This window comes from Dyadobacter sp. NIV53, assembly GCF_019711195.1.
Taxonomy (GTDB): Bacteria; Bacteroidota; Bacteroidia; order Cytophagales; family Spirosomataceae; genus Dyadobacter.
In genome coordinates this window covers 1211311-1230857 of sequence record NZ_CP081299.1, presented here as the reverse complement: position 1 = coordinate 1230857, position 19547 = coordinate 1211311, and the positions used below count along the sequence as shown (strand labels likewise).

The 19547-nt window shown below is 39.3% G+C and carries 18 protein-coding genes; 6 read left to right on the top strand and 12 right to left on the bottom strand.

The annotated features are described in order from the left end of the window. Positions 1–95 precede the first annotated feature (95 nt). The gene (locus KZC02_RS04800; protein WP_221393073.1) at positions 96–878 is read right to left on the bottom strand and encodes a DUF1080 domain-containing protein; all 783 of its coding nucleotides are present in this window, start codon (positions 876–878) and stop codon (positions 96–98) included. 280 nt (positions 879–1158) lie between these two features. On the opposite strand from KZC02_RS04800, the gene KZC02_RS04795 reads away from it, so the two are divergent. Then, positions 1159–1623: a hypothetical protein gene (locus KZC02_RS04795; protein WP_221393072.1), complete on the top strand. Its 465-nt coding sequence runs from the start codon at positions 1159–1161 to the stop codon at positions 1621–1623. 73 nt (positions 1624–1696) lie between these two features. On the opposite strand, the gene KZC02_RS04790 is transcribed toward KZC02_RS04795, so the two are convergent. Next, the gene (locus tag KZC02_RS04790) at positions 1697–2476 is read right to left on the bottom strand and encodes an NYN domain-containing protein (protein ID WP_221394939.1); all 780 of its coding nucleotides are present in this window, start codon (positions 2474–2476) and stop codon (positions 1697–1699) included. A 116-nt stretch (positions 2477–2592) separates the two neighbouring features. On the opposite strand from KZC02_RS04790, the gene KZC02_RS04785 reads away from it, so the two are divergent. The 4 genes from KZC02_RS04785 (at position 2593) to KZC02_RS04770 (ending at position 7978) form a co-directional block, all read left to right on the top strand. Continuing rightward, on the top strand, positions 2593–3567 hold the full coding sequence (locus tag KZC02_RS04785) for an esterase-like activity of phytase family protein (protein WP_221393071.1): 975 nt from the start codon (positions 2593–2595) through the stop codon (positions 3565–3567). A gap of 64 nt (positions 3568–3631) precedes the next feature. Next, entirely contained in the window at positions 3632–6211 is a 2580-nt protein-coding gene (locus KZC02_RS04780; protein WP_221393070.1) for a M1 family aminopeptidase, read from the top strand. Between the two features lie 30 nt (positions 6212–6241). Further along, positions 6242–7099 carry an AraC family transcriptional regulator gene (locus KZC02_RS04775; RefSeq protein WP_221393069.1) on the top strand — a complete coding sequence of 286 codons (858 nt, stop codon included), beginning with the start codon at positions 6242–6244 and terminating at the stop codon, positions 7097–7099. Positions 7100–7288: 189 nt separating this feature from the next. Next, positions 7289–7978, top strand: coding sequence for a hypothetical protein (locus KZC02_RS04770; protein WP_221393068.1), 690 nt, complete (start codon positions 7289–7291; stop codon positions 7976–7978). Positions 7979–8023: 45 nt separating this feature from the next. Here KZC02_RS04770 and KZC02_RS04765 read toward each other — a convergent pair whose 3' ends face one another. From KZC02_RS04765 to KZC02_RS04735, 7 genes are all read right to left on the bottom strand, one after another. Next, positions 8024–8893: a hypothetical protein gene (locus tag KZC02_RS04765; RefSeq protein WP_221393067.1), complete on the bottom strand. Its 870-nt coding sequence runs from the start codon at positions 8891–8893 to the stop codon at positions 8024–8026. A 226-nt stretch (positions 8894–9119) separates the two neighbouring features. Next, positions 9120–9848 carry a subclass B1 metallo-beta-lactamase gene (gene bla, locus KZC02_RS04760; protein ID WP_221393066.1) on the bottom strand — a complete coding sequence of 243 codons (729 nt, stop codon included), beginning with the start codon at positions 9846–9848 and terminating at the stop codon, positions 9120–9122. A gap of 71 nt (positions 9849–9919) precedes the next feature. Further along, complete coding sequence (locus tag KZC02_RS04755) at positions 9920–10915, bottom strand: MBL fold metallo-hydrolase (protein WP_221393065.1); 996 nt, start codon at positions 10913–10915, stop codon at positions 9920–9922. A 26-nt stretch (positions 10916–10941) separates the two neighbouring features. Next, on the bottom strand, positions 10942–11625 hold the full coding sequence (locus tag KZC02_RS04750; RefSeq protein ID WP_221393064.1) for an aspartate/glutamate racemase family protein: 684 nt from the start codon (positions 11623–11625) through the stop codon (positions 10942–10944). A 92-nt stretch (positions 11626–11717) separates the two neighbouring features. Continuing rightward, positions 11718–12494, bottom strand: coding sequence for an IS5 family transposase (locus tag KZC02_RS04745; RefSeq protein ID WP_221389948.1), 777 nt, complete (start codon positions 12492–12494; stop codon positions 11718–11720). A 65-nt stretch (positions 12495–12559) separates the two neighbouring features. Then, the gene (locus KZC02_RS04740) at positions 12560–13024 is read right to left on the bottom strand and encodes a hypothetical protein (RefSeq protein WP_221393063.1); all 465 of its coding nucleotides are present in this window, start codon (positions 13022–13024) and stop codon (positions 12560–12562) included. A 200-nt stretch (positions 13025–13224) separates the two neighbouring features. Further along, positions 13225–14025 (bottom strand): SDR family oxidoreductase, encoded by an 801-nt coding sequence (locus KZC02_RS04735; protein ID WP_310590403.1) that lies wholly within the window; start codon positions 14023–14025, stop codon positions 13225–13227. Between the two features lie 230 nt (positions 14026–14255). Here KZC02_RS04735 and KZC02_RS04730 point away from each other — a divergent pair, with 230 nt between their 5' ends. Beyond that, on the top strand, positions 14256–16148 hold the full coding sequence (locus tag KZC02_RS04730; RefSeq protein ID WP_221393062.1) for a CocE/NonD family hydrolase: 1893 nt from the start codon (positions 14256–14258) through the stop codon (positions 16146–16148). 111 nt (positions 16149–16259) lie between these two features. Here KZC02_RS04730 and KZC02_RS04725 read toward each other — a convergent pair whose 3' ends face one another. From KZC02_RS04725 to KZC02_RS04715, 3 genes are all read right to left on the bottom strand, one after another. Then, on the bottom strand, positions 16260–16892 hold the full coding sequence (locus KZC02_RS04725; RefSeq protein ID WP_221393061.1) for an HAD family hydrolase: 633 nt from the start codon (positions 16890–16892) through the stop codon (positions 16260–16262). Positions 16893–17715: 823 nt separating this feature from the next. After that, entirely contained in the window at positions 17716–18243 is a 528-nt protein-coding gene (locus KZC02_RS04720; RefSeq protein ID WP_221393060.1) for an REP-associated tyrosine transposase, read from the bottom strand. A 236-nt stretch (positions 18244–18479) separates the two neighbouring features. Beyond that, positions 18480–19532 carry a hypothetical protein gene (locus KZC02_RS04715; protein WP_221393059.1) on the bottom strand — a complete coding sequence of 351 codons (1053 nt, stop codon included), beginning with the start codon at positions 19530–19532 and terminating at the stop codon, positions 18480–18482. Between the last annotated feature and the right edge of the window lie 15 nt (positions 19533–19547).

Sequence of the window (19547 nt, the reverse complement as noted above, 5' to 3'; positions counted from 1 at the left end):
TATTGGTTTTGTTTTTAATAGCGATAGCGCGAACGTCCCCGTTCACGCTATCCGGTCTTTTTTAGTGTACCACTGTGTAAACTAACAATTATTCATCAGAAATCTGTATTTGCTTCTTTCAAATTTTCCTCTTTAATCCAGATGTTCCGGAAATACACATCGTGTCCTTCTGACTGTAATTTCAGTCCTCCCGGTGTATCAGTAATTCCTTTTCCACCATCATTTCCACCGTCAATTCCTGAATTTGGGCCGCCCCAAACCTGACTTATCTGCTGATTGCTGTGTACTTTTTTGCCATTGAAATACAGAGTGACCATAGGTTTTTCTGTCAGTTTTCCATCTTTAAACCGGGCCGCCCGAAATAGAATATCGTAGGAATTCCATTTGCCAATGCCATTGTAAGCATGATAGGGAGATTTCGATTCGTTGATCACAGCGGCCATTCCGTGCGAAGTGGTATCGCCATCCAGTACCTGAATTTCATAACGGTTTTGCAGATAAACACCGCTATTTCCACCTTCTTTAGTGATCAGAAATTCAACATGCCCCCGAAAATCCCTGAATTGTTTTTTGGTCACAATGTCAGCTGATCCGTACAAACCACCTGCCGAAACAGGGTCGTTACAGTTGATCACATTTCCACCATCAACCGGATCTTTCACAACAGTCCATTTAATGGGTGGTTTGGCAGCAAACCTCGGGCCTTCCCAGTATATCCATTTTTCATCCAGCATTTTACGGCTTCCATCCAGAAATACTTCAGCGCCCTTTGGCGCTTTGGTACCCACTCCGGTTTGGGCAAAACCCGTTATATTTAATCCGATCAGCAAAAGGAGGCTTGCTCCTGCAATACGTTTATTAAGAATAGATCTGTTCATTTTGAATTTAGCTTATTTGACTTAAAGTTACATAAGGCGGGAATGCCTCCTTTGTGAAAGGCAAACAACTTTTATAGTTACTGTTTTTGGGATTTTTCTTTGTGAATTTGTCAAAGTGTAGAATAACCGCCACCAAAAATATCCACCGTATATATCCCTGAAACGACTGCGCCTTAATCAGATAGGCTGTAACTCCTGGAAAAAGGATTTTTCATTTTTTGGTATAATTATTTTTTAATGGTAAGAAAGAACAATACTTTTTGACCTAATCGCAGTGTAGATGGAAAATGGATACAACAAAAAAAATATCTGTACAGTAACAGGTGTTTTTGCAACTAAAGAAGATGCTGAAAATGCATACCACATATTAATTGATCTTGGCTATACTGCTGATGAAATTACGCTCATTATGTCCGACGAGACACAGAATAAGTTAGCCAAAAGCTCTCACGACAATTTAAATGTAGATCACACCATTGCAGACATTATGGTAAGTCTGGGCAAATTTGTTGCATTTCCCGGTGTTGCACTTATGGTTGCAGGAGATTTTAATGACGGAGGTGTAAGAGCTTTGACTGGTTCGGTGATGTCTGATATTTATGCCCAATATTACAGAACGCGTATTAAAGACGGCGAAATTGTAATTGACTTCCGGCCGCGGACAGTTAGGGAAAGAAATATGATTACTGATTTGTGGGAAAATTATGGCGGATATCCGTTGATCAGAGTATCGGATGCAGCATGAATAAATTAACAGGAAATGAAACAGAAATTTAACGGCTAAAAGCGCATTGAACCTTATATTCGATGCGCTTTTTTTATTTTGTTTTTACATAAAAATGCGCTGCATTATTTTTTCCGGTTCTTCTTTCTTCTACTTCAACAGCTTTGATAGAGCGTATCAGATCAAGGAGCTTTTTGTGGCCATAGTTCCTCGGATCAAAGTCTGGCCGTTTTTTTAAAATCATATTTCCTAACACACCCAAAAATATCCATCCGTCTTCATCAGCAATATCGTTGATACTTTCAGATATTAATCTGATCAGTCCTTTGTCGATTTTGGCAACGGGTGTTATTTCTTCTTTAATAGTTTCTTCTTTTACAACTTCCTTGGAAGACTTTGAAGTTTCCTTTGCCGGACTTTCAGGTTTGGCTTCTTTTTTCAGGATTTCTATATAAATGAATTTATTGCAGGCTGCTATAAATGCAGAAGGCGTTTTCCTTTCACCAATTCCAAATACCTGCATACCGGCTTCACGAAGCCTGGTAGCCAGCCTGGTAAAATCACTGTCACTGGAAACAATACAAAAACCGTCAACACGGCCTGTATAAAGAATATCCATTGCATCAATGATCAGCGCGGAATCAGAAGAATTTTTGCCGGAAGTGTAACTGTATTGCTGAACGGGCGTAATTGCATTGTCCAGCAATACAGTTTTCCATCCCGATAATGTCGGTTTTGTCCAGTCGCCGTAGATGCGTTTGAAGGTAGGAGTACCATAAATAGCTACTTCTTCCAACATACCTTTTACATTGGAATAGGGTACATTATCCGCGTCGATCAGAACCGCAATTTTTAATTCTCTGGTATTTTCCATAAACAAAGGTAACAAAAGCGACAGAAGAATGCAGAAAGGCGGATCCAGTATATACTTTCTTTGTGATTCCATACTATTTTTGTTTCACTTCACAACTTTATCCAGGCTAATCAAAAATGAAACGAGTAATTTTAATCACGATGATCTGTTTTTGTTGCATACAGATCCAGGCCCAAATACTGCAATTTGCTTTTTCGGACAGTACCGTTCTGTCAATGAAACCAATCGGACAATTACATGGCGTTTCAGGTATTGAGTATGTTCCTGCTAAAAAACAATGGCACCTGGCGACAGACCGTGGCTCTTATTTCATCTTTGACAGCATAAAAACAATCAGGGATTTTGCAAAATGGGATAAGGTAGCTATGCCAAAATACACCAATTACTGGTTTGAATCTATTCGTTTTGACCAGGCAAACGGAAGATTTCTATATGCTGTTGAAAACGATTTTGTACCCATTTGGGAAAACCGTGACACGACTAGTTATGTATCCTATTTTGATTCGTATCCTCCTGAACTGAATAATATGAAATATCTGGTTGCTCCGATACCGCTTCCTGCCGACAACAAAGGAATTGAGTCTATGGCGGTGACCGGCGGCGGGAACGTTTGGGTTGCTCCGGAAGCAGGCTGGGCAGGTGAAACAGAGGTAGGACAGGATACAATTCATTTTCTGAAATTCATTAAAACTGATTCCAGTTATCAGCAGCCCGTTCCATTCAGTTATGTGATCGACCGCAGTGGTTGTCCCAATAGTGATATTGAAAAAAGGGGAGGCATATCTGAAATCCTTTCAGTTAACGAAAATCAATTGCTGGTTTTGGAAAGATGTTTTGATAACGGTGATGGCGGCACCAATAAAATAAAGGCAAAACTGTGGCAGGTAACTGTTAATGGTTCCCACTTGAAAAAGGACACTGAACCTGCATTCGATTTTAACAAAGGACTATCATTTCAGCCGGATAATCTGGAAGGAATGGCATGGTGGCCTTCGGATAATGGTAAAAGGAAATTGCTGGTTGTAACCGATGATAATCCCGGCCTCAAAAATAAGCAGCGAACCCAGTTAATTTTATTAGAAGAGAAGTAGTGTTTTTTTGCCGTACAGTGTAATTCGCTGTAACAGTTTTTTTAATCCAAAGCTTTTTCACTCCATGCAATTTCGTTATTCTTTTCTGTTTCTGATCGGTACTTTTCTCGTCAATTTAAGTTGTAAAAAACAAGCGAACGTAATTCCTGAAAGCGGGGTTTCCATTGCTTTAAATGATCTTCGGAAAAAGACAATTGATAGTGTCCAGTATGCGATTGAGCTAAATATTCCTGCATTAAAAAATGAAGCAATTCTTGGCAAAGTAGTTGTCTCGTTTCATTTGAATTCCTTGGATCAGCCGGTAATACTGGATTTTAGTAATGATAGCTCATATGTTTCTTCTGTCAGATCAGCTGGGAAAGAAGTTTCTTATTCCTTTGTCAATCAGCATATTGTTATTGAAACGGGAAATTTAAAAAAAGGAAAAAACGAAATTTCAATAGACTTTAAAGCAGGGGATATGTCGCTGAACCGCAGCGAAGAATATTTGTACACTCTTTTTGTTCCGGATCGTGCTTCAACCTGTTTTCCATTATTTGATCAGCCAAACCTTAAAGCCAGCTATGAGCTGACTTTAAAGACCCCGGCAGGTTGGGAAGCAGTTTCAAATGGAGCTTTAAAGGCAAAATCTGTGAAAAACGAAAAAGGTATTTTTCACTTTGAGAAAACAAAACCGATCAGTTCCTATCTTTTTGCATTTGCGGCAGGTAAGTTTTTCAAAACGGAGAAATCGGTGAACGGACGGGCGATGACCATGTATTACCGGGAAACTGATACAATAAAAGTAGCTCGTAACCGGGATGAGGTATTTGAACTGCATGCAAAAGCCCTGAACTGGCTTGAAGATTATACAGCTATTAAATACCCGTTTGGAAAGTTTGATTTCGTTTTAATTCCTTCCTTTCAGTATGGAGGAATGGAACATCCGGGTTCAATATTTTATAATGAATCTGCGCTGTTTCTGGATGAAAATGCGTCTGTAAACAAAAAACTATCGAGAGCAAGCGTAATCGCACATGAGTCGGCGCATATGTGGTTTGGCGATCTGGTAACGATGGACTGGTTCAATGATGTGTGGCTGAAGGAGGTTTTTGCAAATTTTATGGCTGCCAAGATTGTACATCCCGGTTTTCCGGAAATCAATCATAATCTGCGTTTTTTGCTTGCTCATTACCCGGGTGCCTACGAGGTTGACAGAACTGCGGGTACGAACCCGGTATTACAGGAACTGGGAAACCTGAAAAATGCCGGAACATTATACGGAGCTATTATTTACCAGAAAGCACCGATCGTCATGCGGCAACTGGAAAGGAAAATTGGTGAAAAAATGATGCGGGAAAGTTTACAGGAATATCTCAAAACGTATGCGTTTGGCAATGCAAAATGGGATGACCTGATTGGGATTATTGATAAAAATTCACCGTTAGATATTGCCGACTGGAGTAATGTGTGGGTCAAAACGGGCGGAATGCCTGAGTATGATCTGACCAAAGAAAATTCCAGGATTAAAATCCGGCAAAAAGCAGATTCAGTTTCCAATCGGATCTGGCAGCAGTCATTGAGTTTTGGCTGGAAAAACAAAGGAGTTTATCAGGAAAATACGCTTAATATTATTGATTCGAAACCAGGCATTCTGAATACAAATTCAGCTTCGTTTTCTTTCCCGAACGCGGATGGAATTGGGTATGGTTATTTCAAAATGGATAGTGCCAGTTTGACTGATTTCAACATTAATTATAATTCAAAATCTGATTCTGTCTCGTCTGATCCTGTTTTTCGTGGTGCAATGCTGGTTAATCAATGGGAAGGCCTGGTACGCGGCGATGGTATTTCACCTGAACATTTTGTGATAAATATTGCTGCTCTTTTACCAAAAGAGGAAAATCCTCTGCTTGTTGATTACCTGCTCGGAAACCTGCAAACGGCATGGTGGGCTTTTCTTACAGACGAAATCCGGCAATCGCATCAGGAAAAAATGGAAAAACTTTTGTGGACATTATTAGAAGATACAAAAGACAAAGGAATAAAAACTTCCTATTTCCGTGCATTTAAAAATATGGTTATGACAACGGATGGGTTGAAAAAACTGGAAGGTTTATGGACTGAAAAGCTAATTGTAAAAGATCTGGTCCTGTCCGAAGAAGACAATATTTCGCTTGCTTGTGAAATCGCATTGAAAGATCCGGAAAATCAGAAAACGGTTTTGATAAAACAATTAAGCAATACCAAAAATCCGGATCGTAAGGCGAGAATGCAGTTTGTAATTCCTGCATTAAGTAATATTGAAAATGAAAGAGATATATTTTTTGAATCCTTGAAAAAACCTGAGAATCGTGAAAAAGAGGCCTGGGTACTGGATGCACTGAGTTACCTGCATCATCCATTGCGACAAAAGAGCGCTTTAAAATACCTGCGTCCTTCGCTCGATATGTTACAGGAGATACAACTTACCGGTGATATTTTCTTTCCAACACGCTGGACGCACAATATTTTTGCCGGACATTCCAGCCCGGAAGCTGCTGAAATAGCCAATCAATTTTTAAAAGCCAATCCCGATTATCCTTATTATTTGAAAAATAAGGTTTTACAGGCAACAGACATGCTTGACCGGGCTGTAAAATTGAAGAAACAGGTGTTTTTTTGAATTAATATTGTTAATCTGAACATATTTTTTGTGCCTGAAAAATCAATAATACCACTGCATTACCTTAAAGATGACACAGACCGCACTTTTTTTCTGCGGCGGATGGACGGTGATATTTCTCAGGAAATTTTAATGATGGAAGCGCATCGGGACAACCATTGCAATTTCTTCTTTCATGAAAAAGGAAGCAGCCGGTTTATGGTAGATTTCAGGGAAGTAAGTCTTGAAGGTGCCAATGCGTTTTGCATCTTGCCCGGCCAGGTTCACCGGCCTTTGTCTTTTAATCATGCATCCGGCTGGTTTATGGCAACTGATTTGTCCGATCTGGATGAAAATCTGCGTTCTGTTTTTGAGAACTATGCGTCAAATAGTCAACCGGTTTCGGTCAATCAAGAGCAGGCAGGGTTATTGGTGAAAAGTTTACAGCTTTTGTCAGAAATCTCGTCCGGCGATAACTATTTAAACTATCAACCTGTTGCCAGGTCCATGGTCAAGGTTTGCCTTGGTATTTTTGCATCTGTTTTTCAGGAGCAGAAGCAATCCGATCCATTAGATAATTTACGCCCGGCAACCATCACACGGCAGTTCAAAAGTATACTTTCGAAAAATTTTAAAACTTTAAAAAGCCCTTCGGAATATGCACAGTTGCTTAATATCACACCTTCATATCTCAACGAAGTTGTTAAAAATATAACCGGCTTTTCGGTGAGTCACTGGATACAGCGGGAGGTAATCATGGAGTCGAAACGACTTCTTTATTATACCGATTTAAGTGTCAAGGAAATTGCTTTTTCTTTGGGTTACGACGATCATACTTATTTTTCAAGGCTTTTCAGAAAAGTCACCCAATCTTCACCGGGACAGTTCAGAAGTGAATACCGTAAATAGTCCAATCAATACCGCTCTTTCTCTATTTTCATTACCACCATTCCGGTGTTGTTTTGTATCTGTAAATTATTATGAATAAATAGTGTTGCTGTCAATTCTAAAAGCACAGGAATATTGCCGGCGCAATTAGTATTTCGATCTATTTCTATTAGCTAATAGCCAAACGCGGGCAATTAAAAGCTTCTAAATATGAATATTATAAAACAAAAAGCAATCAGTTTAATAGAAAACGCGTGGGCAAAATCGGGGACGGTATTGTCTGTTCGTGCCTGGAATCCTGCCACTTTCTTCGAAGTAGACGTTCATTTTTCCAATATGGATATGTCTGCCTGGACAAGAGTACAGTATATTAAAGTAAAAGTAGCAAACGGTGTTTACCGCGATTATACACCTGCGGGCTGGGATGCCGATATCCGGACCTGTACGTTATATATCAATGCACTTCAGGACAGCCCGGGAAGCAAATGGGTGAAATCACTTCAGCAGGGCGATGAAATAACATACGTTGGTGTCAGCAATACGATGCACCGTCCTGTTGATCGGGGAGAAATGATGGTTTTGGGTGATATGAGCAGTATTGGCCACTATCTGGCCTTGCAGCAACTCGCTGGTGATAAGTTATTAAGCGGAGCAATTTCCATCGGGAAAGAAAGCCATTGCAACGAATTTTTGGAATATTTCAAGTGGAAAGTCCAGCCTGTTCTGCAGGAAGATTCAGGTGGTTTTAATTCATTATTGGAATGGACAAAAAATGAAAATCTGGCTGATTCGGACGTGTATCTTTCCGGGCATATTCCAACTTGTGTACTGCTGAGAAAAGAATTAAAACGAAGAAAAGATCAGCCAAACGGAATTCGGGCGCAGGGTTTTTGGAAATAATTACAAACCGTGCGCCCGGAATAATGCGACGAGATTCGTTTTAAACTAGTAAGTTTCATACTCATACAACAACGTCTCCTCCGTCAAACTATCAGCCTGCGCATTGCTTTTTTTAAGTGTAATCCGGCTTGTGGGATATCCGGCGTCGTTATAAATATAGCTATAGGTAATTTGTTCACCGGTTGACCGGCTATTGCTAACCATATTGTGAGGGCTCAGAGTCAATAAGTTATCATAACCGCCGTAGTATGTGTAATAGTTAAATTGCGCAGAGGTAGGTTTTGATGGCAGAACCGGTGCAGGAACGAGAAAAACGCCATAAAAAGGGTTAATTTTATCGTCGTAGATAAAGGCGGCCGAAAATGTCGTAACTGTTGGAATTACTTTTTCGATCGTTTGGACAGAAGTAATTCCTGAGAGGTTTTGTCCTGTGAATGTATAGTTTATTGCATTTTTAAATCTCAGGGTAGCATTAAAGTCAAATTCTCTCAAACTGCTTTCTAAGATATTACTATTATACTTATACGTAATATGGTAGATTTCAGGATTCCCGGCATCATAATCAATTACAGCAAGCTGATTGTTTGAATTATAACCATATCTGTATGTTTCTGAAACGGAGGGGTTTATTGATTGCCTGACTATCAAAAGCCGGTTTTGACCATCATACTCAAATGCTGTACGTCCAACCGCTGCTGCTGTACTATCGGGAGTTTGATATGAAATAATTGAAATGAGACGATTCTCATTATCATATTTGAACGCACTTATATTTGTAATTCCATTTTTGTCTGGAAGTATCCGCGTCAGATTTTTCACTCTTAAATGATTTATCGGATCGGTTGGCGTGTGATCATCACAAGCACAGATAAGTAGGATAGATAACAACAGGGAGGAGAAGTAATAGAATTTCATAATTTCGGGTATTTGAATTTGAAACAATCCTATTTTCAAGAACTTAGTGGTCAGTCCATTTATAAAAAACCTTTGTAGAGAAACACACAGAACATGACAAATGTGATTTTCAAACATTAATATTATTTAACTAGTTCTACTAATTGTGATATTAATTCAAATATCAGTACATCGCTCTTAATTAAGAATTTTAATGACAAGGCTACGGCTGCCAGAAGTAAAAACTTCATTTAAATAACTTGATTGTATAGTCCAGCAACGCAGTATTTCCTGACTTTCCGTGGCCGGGAATTACAACTTCCGTATCAGGATATTTTTGTTTTATTTTGGTTACTGTTGCGGACCAATCCTGTACATTTGCATCGGCCAGATTACCTTTCGTAGCGTCTGTTTCTTTAATCAGGCAACCTCCGAACATTACTTTTTCACTTGGGAAATAACCGATAATATTATCCCTGGTGTGACCTTCCCCGTTGAACTCTGCAATAACTTTTTTACTTCCAACTTTTAATTCGAGTAAATTGTCAAATCCGTTTTGAGGAATTTCGTATTTATTCAATCCTGCATATTTAATGGTCTTGTTGGAAGCATAGGAAGGGATTTTATGCTTATGAAATTCTTTCAATCCGCCCAGGCAATCTTCATGAAAATGCGTTGGGATTATAGCAATGATTTTACATTTCAGGCTGTCTTCAATCCAGTTTATCAACTCTGACGACGTAGAATCGTCTATGGGTGTGTCAAATATGATCGCTTCATTTTGATCAAAAACGACCATCCCGTTGCATGATACTTTTCCAAAAGTTTCTGACTGAAGGTAAGTTGTATGTCGGTAAACGTTGTTTTTTACTTTCTGAATAATAATTTGATCGGAAGTATAACTTTTGTCGGAAACTTTCACTGACTTACAGCCAAAAAGAAGAATCACGATACTAAGAACAAGATACTGCTTCATGAAATTTTTTACTGTTTGGTTTGATTAATGTGCGAATTTAAGCTGTTTGCGTCGGAATGGCCTAATAAAACCTAATTCATCAGCACCATTTCCCCTGCTTTCAAATATTTTATTTTCTCCTTTAAATCCTTATCTGTTTCCAATTTTTTTAAAACCCGAAACGGATCGCCAACTGGCTCGTCGGATAAATCAAAAGTGCCATAATGCATGGGAATCATCGTTTTTGCTTTTGTGTCCTGGAAAGCTTTAACAGCATCAGACGGTGAAGTATGGCTCTGTGCCATGAAAAATTCAGGTTTGTAAGCGCCTATTCCTATCATACAATAATCAATGTTTGGAAAGGCCTGGGCTATGTCAGCAAAGTGACTTCCATAACCCGAATCACCACAAAAATAAATTGTTTTATCCATTCCTTCAATCACATAACCACCCCACAATCGCAGATTAGTATCATTGATGGATCGCCTTCCCCAATGCCTGGATGGCACATAAGTTATTTTAATGCGCTTGTCTGTTTCAAACAGCTGGTACCATCCTGCCGCCTGGATTTTACTGCTTCCACTAAATTCTTTCAGCAATTTGTCCATGTTCAGGCCCGTAAGCCAGGTTGCTTCGGGGTTATTTCTGGTCAGTAAGCGAATACTTTTTTCATCACAATGATCACGGTGATCGTGTGAAACCAGAATATAATCCAGATTTTGGAATTGCTCAGGAGAAACCGGCAAGGGTGATAAGCGCTTAATTAAAGAAACATTGAAAAAAACCGGATCAATTAATATTGAAATTCCTGCCAAACGAATGAAAAACGAAGCATGCCCAAGCCATACAATACAGTCCGTTTTTGACTCTAAAAAACCACTTTCAAAATCTGCTTCAAGTCTCCAGGTATCATTTTTCTTTTCTTCTTTTTGTGGATTCCTCGAAGTCTGCCATTTAATCATATCACTGAAAGAATTAACAAACGGAAACTCATGGTTCACAAATCTTCCGTGTTTGTCGACAGGCGTCCCCTTCCAGTCAAAAGGCAAATTAATATTTTTCAGGTCAGGATTGGATTTGTAATGCATTTTTGTACTATTCCGGCAGAATTAAATTAATTGATAATGAACTCAATTGCTTTTTGACATTGCAATGTAATGGTATTTATCAAAACCGGTTTCGAATTTACCTTTTCAAATGCAAGGGGTAATTCTGTGCAGGCTAATATAAATGCATCATAATCAACGTATTTATTGGTAAGCTTTTGAAAATATTCTTCATATTCTTTGGTAATAATTCCTTTTGCCAGTTCCGATTGAATCTCCTGAATTTCAATACGTTCGTGTAAATCAGGGATTTCGACCTGAATTCCTGCATCAATTAAAGGCTGTTTGAAAAAATCATCCTCCATAGTAAACTTTGTTCCTAATAGCAGTACGCGTTGCCAGTTGTTTTCTAGAATATAAGTTTTAGTCAAATCTATAATATGAAAAACCGGGACTTGGATATGCATTTCATTTTTGATCAGGTCAAAAGCTTTATGCAGCGTATTATTGCAAATAATGAGGCCATCCGGATTTAGTTTGAGAATATTTTCAATTTCTGTTTTCAGCAATCCGGGAATTTCATTCCAGCCGTTGGCATATCCGGACTTTATTTCGTGGTAATCAATATTGTAAAGTATCATCGGGCAGGAGTGATGCCCACCCAATTCCTGATTAATCAGCTGGTTTAGTTTGGTATAATATTCAATAGTGGAAGGCCAGCTTGTGCCGCCGAGCAGCGCGATTCTTTTCATTAGATTTTTGTAATTATTGTTGTACTCTGTAAAATATCACGAGCTTCCATTAAAGAAACCCAGGCAGAAATAACTAAGAGTGTGTTGGGAAATTAAGTTTGGTTTTTAAGACATATTCGTTGTAACATTAATTGGGTATTTGCTAAATATAGCCATGCAACTGACGAAGATGTGGTATATTCATAGTCTTTGACTAGCCTGCGGAAATAATTAGTCCAAGATATGCTTCTTTCTACCACCCACCGTTTTGCCACTGGAACAAATCCTTTTGCTGATTCTGGACGGGAAGCTTTTTCAAAATCGAAACCAAATTCATTTATATTTTTAGCAAATACGCCGTTATACGCTTGGTCTCCATATATTTTTTCAAGACGATCACTATAATACAAAATATGTGGTACTAGTGCTAGAGCTGCTGGTCCATCTCCAATATTACCTGCGTGGACATGGGCAGCCCAAAGGCGACCACCGCTGTCAACAAGTAACTGTCTTTTACGCCCGTTAACTTTTTTGTTTGCATCAATTCCACGATCTTCAAAAATTCCTGGTGACAGTTTAACACTTTGACTATCAATGCAAAATATGGAAGGATATTCTTCTCTTTCTTGATTTTTTCTATCCAGTTGATTAACGACGCGGTTGATCCTTTCAAATAATCCATTACGTTTCCACTTGTCAAAATAATAGTAAACAGCTTGCCAATTTGGCCATTGAGCAGGAAGGTTTCTCCACTGACAACCAGTTCGGACTACATAAAGTAAGGCATTCATCACCTGCCTAAGATCTAATTTTCTTTTTCTTTTTAAATTAAAAAATGGTAAAATTGCCTCCCATTGGGGATCGGTCAGTTCCAAAAACTGTTTGTTCACATCTTTGAAGTTTGGTCACAACAAAGTTGATACGATCCCTAATATTTTCAATATCCCAACACACTCTAAAATGTCCTGATCAGTGCCCTGTTCGCAAATGGAGAAAATGGCCAGGGAATAGAAAGGAATATGATGAATAATGCGATGGAAAAATAAATGAAAATAGTTTGAAATTTCTCTTTATCAGATTTTTTGCGTTTTGCCAAAGCTGATCCGATTGTAATGATCACTATGGAAATGGTCATCAACAAAATATGCGCTAAACCAAAAAAGGCCAGGTCAATATTCCTGATCTGCTCTTTAAAATTAGCAAGGAAAAATTTAATCAACGGGCTGATAAAGTACAATACAGAACCAATCGTCAGCTGTATGTGAGCGATGGTTGCAGTCCAGTGACGGACTGAATCGTCTGTTTTAGAAAATACAGCGTTGGTTTTAAATCCGGTATAAGACCGATAAATTGCGAAAATCAAACTGGCCAGTACAAACCACCTGACAATTGAATGAAAAAATAGGAGAGAAGTGTACATCTGTTGCTAATTCCTTTATTAAAACATTACAAAAGTCAGCAGAAAACAGGCAATAGAATGAGCAGGAAGTGAAATTTATTTTTAGTGTAAAAAAATAACTCCGGATATTGACCCGGAGTTAATATATTTCAGTGATTCATCAATTGTTATTTATGCTTCCACTTCAAATGCTGTTGAAGTGGCTAATTCTTCCCAATTTGTCAGATCTTTTTCAATCGCCTCAATTTTTGTTTTTGCCAGGTCATTTGCATCCTGGCCCAAAAATAAATGCAAGGGGGATTATCGTCTGCTGCCACTTTTATCAGAACCAGGCTTGCCTTTAACGGATCACCTTGCTGATTGCCATTGATTTGTTGCTGATGCGCATCCAGAGAAGCTTTGGCGTCTGCGTATTCAGCAATATTGCTTTCAATAACGCTGAATGAATCGGATTCCAGGAAATTGGTACGGAAGTAACCCGGATATACGACAGTTGCCTTCACACCGAATGATTTAATTTCAGCGGACAATGCTTCTGTGAAACCTACAACAGCAAATTTAGTAGCAGCATAAATTCCCCAGCCTGCAAAGTTTCCCAAAAATCCGGCAATTGACGAAATATTAAAAATCCGGCCGGAACGGTTCGCACGTAAATAAGGCATTGCAAATCTGATGACATTTAACGAACCAAACACATTGATATCAAAATTCTGGCGGGCAGCTTTGTCAGTTATCTCCTCCAATGTACCAAACTGTCCATATCCGGCATTGTTAACTACCACGTCAATGGTGCCAAACTTCTCAACTGTTTTATCAATTGCTTTTTTAACACTTTCTTCACTTACCAGATCTACCTCTAAGGGAAGAAAGTTATCTGATGATGCACCGGCTTCTTTTGTCAGAGATTCTACCGTTCTGGATGTGGCCGCTACCTGGTAACCTTGTGATAATAATTCTTTTACGAGTGTAAGTCCAAGACCTTTGGAGGCACCTGTTACAAACCATACTTTTTTATTTTCCATCTTTTGTTTTGTTTAAATTCTGATGGAACAAAGGTATGGCGTTAGGAAAGGTAAGTGTTTGCGCCAAACAAACAGATGCTTGCGAAATTCAAACAATTTTGAATTTTTGATAAACGAGTCTTCAAAATTTCGTTCAGTCGTATCATTAAGTTTTAAGCTGATACATTCCTTTGTTTTGATAACACAAATCACTTAATTCAAGCAATCTTCTATTACTAAACCACATTTAAATGAAAAATACGAATACTCGAATAATTAGTTTTGTTTTAACACTTTTCCTTACCTCGAAGGTTGTTTTTGCCCAAGACGATGTTTTAAAAGAATTACAGAAAATTGCCATTATTGAACAAAAAGTGATGATGCCGATGCGCGATGGTGTCCGACTGGCAAGTGATGTGTACAGACCTAAAACGGAAAAAAAAGTTCCTGTTATTTTTTCCAAAACTCCTTATAATTTCAATTCCTGGGGAGATGGTGAAATGAAATCCGGAACTTACCAGGCGGCTCTGGATGCGGTAAAAAGAGGTTATGCATACGTAGTGCAGAACGAACGCGGCAAGTTTTTTTCGGAAGGAAACTGGGAAATATTAGGCCCGCCAACTACGGATGGTTACGATGCTTTTACCTGGATGGCTGCACAACCATGGTCTAATGGAAAAATAGGAACTCTTGGCTGTTCATCCACCGCTGAATGGCAAATGGCGGTTGCAGCTTTGGATCATCCCGCTCATGCTGCAATGATTCCAATGGGTTTTGGAGCAGGAGTTGGCAAAGTGGGGCCGTTTATGGAGCAGGGTAACTGGTACCGTGGCGGTGCACAGCAAATGCTTTTTACAACCTGGCTTTACGGAACAGAGACAGATAATCTGGCTCGTCCGATTTTTCCAAAGGATGCAAAAAGTGAAGATCTGGCGCGTGTTTCGAGGTTTTATGACCTTGCACCTGAAATGCCGAAAGTGGATTGGGCGCAAGGTTTGAAACACCTGCCGGTTCAGGATATCATTCAGAATGTGAACGGGCCGAAAGGGACTTACGAGAAAATGATTGTCAGAAAGCCCAATGATCCTGAATGGTACAAGGGAGGCCTGTACCATGAGAGTATGCCTTTTGGCGTTCCGAGTTTCTGGTTTACATCCTGGTACGATGTATCGATGGGTCCCAATCTTGCATTATTCAATCATGTAAGAAAAAACGGAATAGACCAGCAAATTCGTGATGGACAGTTTCTGGTCATCGCTCCTACACTTCATTGTGCTTACAAACGCGCTACGGAAAATACAATTGTCGGTGAACGCAGCGTCGGAGATGCCCGGCTGGATTACGACAGTCTTATCTATGGCTATTTTGATTATTGGCTGAAAGGAGAAGAAAATGATATTCTCAAAAAAACGCCGCGTGTTCAATATTACACGATGGGATCCAATAAATGGCAGTTTTCTGAAACCTGGCCACCTGCTGGTTCAGAACCAACAACCTATTATTTATCGGGCAAAGGAAGTGCAAACAGTCTTTATGGAGATGGAAATTTGACTGTAAAGCCACTTGGTAAAGATGAAAGGCCGGATGCTTTTACCTACAATCCTGCATTCCCGGTTCCTTCTTATGGCGGCAATGTATGCTGTACCGGCACTGCCATCCAGGGCGGATCGTGGGATCAGCACCAGATGGAAACGCGTCAGGATATCCTGGTTTACACTACTGACCCATTTAAAGACGGTGTGGAACTTACCGGTTCAATTGAAACCACGCTGTATGTTTCTTCGGATGTAAAGGATACTGATTTTACAGTGAAACTTATAGATGTATATCCGGACGGCAAAGCGTACAATCTGGATGAGACTATTCTGCGTGCCCGTTATCGTGAAGGGTTTGATAAGGAAGTAATGATGGAAAACGGGAAAGTTTATAAACTTACTTTAAGCCCGATGGCGACCAGTAATTTTTTTGAACCGGGGCATCAGGTAAGAATTGAAATTTCAAGTAGTAATTTCCCGCGTTTTGAAAGAAATATGAATACAGGCGGGAACAATTATGACGAATCGAAAGGTGTGATTGCGCATAACAAAGTATTTCATTCAGCGCAATATCCTTCTGTGGTTGTATTGCCGGTTGTTAAACGATAATATGTGTTTAAACGCAGAGTTAAAGCAGTTTTGCACTAAGTTTCGCTAAGTAAATATTAAAAAGCTCTGTGAAACCCTGCGCAAAAATATTCTAACTCTGCGCTTAAACCCTTAAATAACCCGATCAAACTGCTCTTTTTTCAAACCTTCTAATATTGCCTTGGTAGATTCAAAACCAGTATGCTGATACGCACGGATACCTAGTTTTTTTGCTGTGTTGGTAAACATTATACGGTCATCAAAATACACACACTGGCTTGGCGTGGCTTGTGCAATACCCATGGCAAGCTGGAATATACCCGGATCAGGTTTACGCATTTTCACTTCGCAGGATGATATAAAAGCATCAAAGCATATATGCAGCTTGAACTTCTGAACCCGGTACTCATTGAGTTCCTTTCCTTCATTATTAATAGAAATAATGCGGAACCCGCAATCCTTTTTCCATTCTTTAAGCCATGCAAGCATATCCGGTAATTCTACCGACTGAGCGTACATGAACTCTTTGAAATCTTCCCGGACAAAATCACGCGGGTGGTTAAATATAACAGTATCAAGATATTGATCCAGAGTAATGCTTCCAATTTCGTATACGTTGAATATAAAATTGTGGAGCTGATCCATTTCTTTGTAGTCCAATCCAAATTTTTCCGCAGCCATTTCCCGCGATTCGTGTCCCCAGCCATTGCTCAGCAGCACTCCGCCAATGTCAAAAAAAAGTATTTTAAGGTCGCTGCTTTCCATTTATAGATTTCTTGTGGATGATTTTTAAAGATAAACGGATTATTTAAGAAGAGCAATTATTGGGTAAGATAGCGAAGATGTCCCCATCAATCTAATCCATCTCTGGTGCTTATCCTCGCGTTTAAATTTAGTATCAACAAATTTTTTATATGTTTGGTAATAAGAAAAATTAGTGAATTGTGCTAATAAAAAAATAAGGCCATGTTTGGAATAGTATAAAATTATAAGGATTTAAGAAAAAATATTGGCGTTTTTATTCAAAAATCTGTTTACAAGAATTCTTTTATTGCGGAGAAGTTGGGAATAACACCTCCAAATTTTTCACTCAAAAAAAGTGTGGAAACTGGACGATTGAAGAAGTTGAAAAAAATCTTGCGATCATTGATAATGAAGAATTGGAAGATTGTTATCTGGGAAAAATCATGCAAACAGTCGAAGCTGAAAATGGATATATGACTTTAGTTGAGTTTAAAGCTGCTATGGGATGGAAGTAATTTTGGCCAAGCGCTTTTTTAAAGAAGAAAAAAATGCCCTGTTAACATTCAGATGCAAGCGAAAAGTTTGGTACAAATAGCTGAAAATGCTTTAAACCTGGGAGAATTACCGGATATAAAAAAAATGGCAGGATACAAAGATTTTTATAGAATCAGGGTAGGAGGGTTGAGATTGGTGTCAAATTTGAATCCGGAATCAGGTGCTAAGATAGCGCGAACGTCCCCGTTCGTGATCACTATTGTAAGGCCTCCAGCCTTTATTTAAATATTAAATTACCCGGCCGGAGGCCTTACAATAAACATCACGAACGGGGACGTTCGCGCTATCCTTAACAAATAATTTTTAACTCTGTAAACGGATTAGCACTGCTATAAATATAGTGTTGGGGTTCATCTACAATTCCCGCTTTGACCGGATTATACCAGATATAATTTGTTTTCTCTTCTATCCACTTATTTGATTCAAGACTAATCGGGTGGCTGTTATGTTGCCAAAACTGGAAATTTGATTTGTCAGCTTGACCTTTTGCAAAGTAGCGAAACAAATAAAGAAGCCATTCCTTGCGGCTTTCCTGAGGATTGTTTTCTATCAATTTGATCATTTCCTTTGCAGTAAAACTTTTAAAATCTTTTATTATTTTTCCAACTTCTCCGTTCCTGGCAGAACAAATCATATGTATATGACTTGGCATAATACAAAATTCGTAAACTTCCAGACCCTTTTGATCAATACAAAAATTTAGGTTTTTGATAATATCATCAGCATACTCTTTTCTAGTAAAAACGTCTATCCAACCGACAACTGTGATAGTGATAAAGAATAAACCGTCTTTGTGAAATCTGTATTTTTCTGCCATGATTGATATTTTTCTTTTCGACGATGAATGATAAGAAAAGTATCATTTTGATGATAGAAGATAGCGCGAACGTCCCCGTTCGTGATTCTTTTTGTAAGGCCTCCGGCCTGGTAATTTAATATTTAAATAAAGGCCAGAGGCCTTACAATAGTGATCACGAACGGGGACGTTCGCGCTATCTTGCTAAAACAAAAATGGCCGATCTTACGATCAGCCCTTTTGTTTATTGATGAGTGTTAATGTCTTCCACCTCCACCGCCGCGTGAACCGCCTCCGCCAAATCCACCGCCACCACCTCTGCTAAATCCGCCACCCATGCTGCGGCCACCATAAGACGGACTGCTGTAAGAACGAGCACCTCCTCCGTTTGAAGGGCTATATGAATGTCCACCGTTTCCACCATAAGAGTTTTGGCGCGGAGCAACACTATAACTCCTTGATGATTGACGGTACGCCTGGTTGTTAATAAATCCTCCTGAACGGCCGTTTATGTTTGGAACAAAATGTCTGCTTGCTGTTCCCATAAATGCACTACGGGCCGGGGATGCGTAACCGCCACGGGATCCATAACTGTTATAATAACGTCCGTATTGACGGTACAGATTCGGATAACGACGATAAGCACCTCCAAAAAACCAGTTTGAAAATCCTAACGATGGCAACCCATATATGGATGGATATCCTCCTAGTCCAAAGTAAATGCCTGATCCATAACCAAATGCACCTGGATACCACATAGGTGAATTGTACCAGGAAGGATAACCAAACCAGTAGGAATACGGGCTTCCGTAATTAATTACCTGAGTTTGGGCAGGAGCCGGATAGCTATATCCGCCGGTATTTGCATATTGTTGTGACGCCTGCGCCAATTCTTGTAATGCTTGCGGATCTTGTGATAACTCATCACGATAGTTGGCAAGATCCTGTTTATTTTGATTTTCCTGCTGATCGTGCACTTCTGCAATTTGCTGACTAACACCGGAGGGATCGTTTTTAAAATTCTGACCTAATTCTGTTGTAATGTCAATATGATCATTCAAAAGTGAAAGTACATCTGGCATTTCCTGCAAAGTTTTAAACGCCTGTTTTGCATCGGGGTTTAACAGTTGTATCAGATTTTGAAAAGAACCCACTGCCTGCTGGTTCAGGTTGTTTACGGTAACCAGGTCGTTGTGATGTTTATCATACAATTTCCACGCGGCTTCTTTCAATTCTGGTGAAGGATTGTTCAGCAATGCTTCTATATTATTTTTTGACTGTTTGCGTGGCATCGTTGCCAGTTTATCCATCAGATCAGGATAACG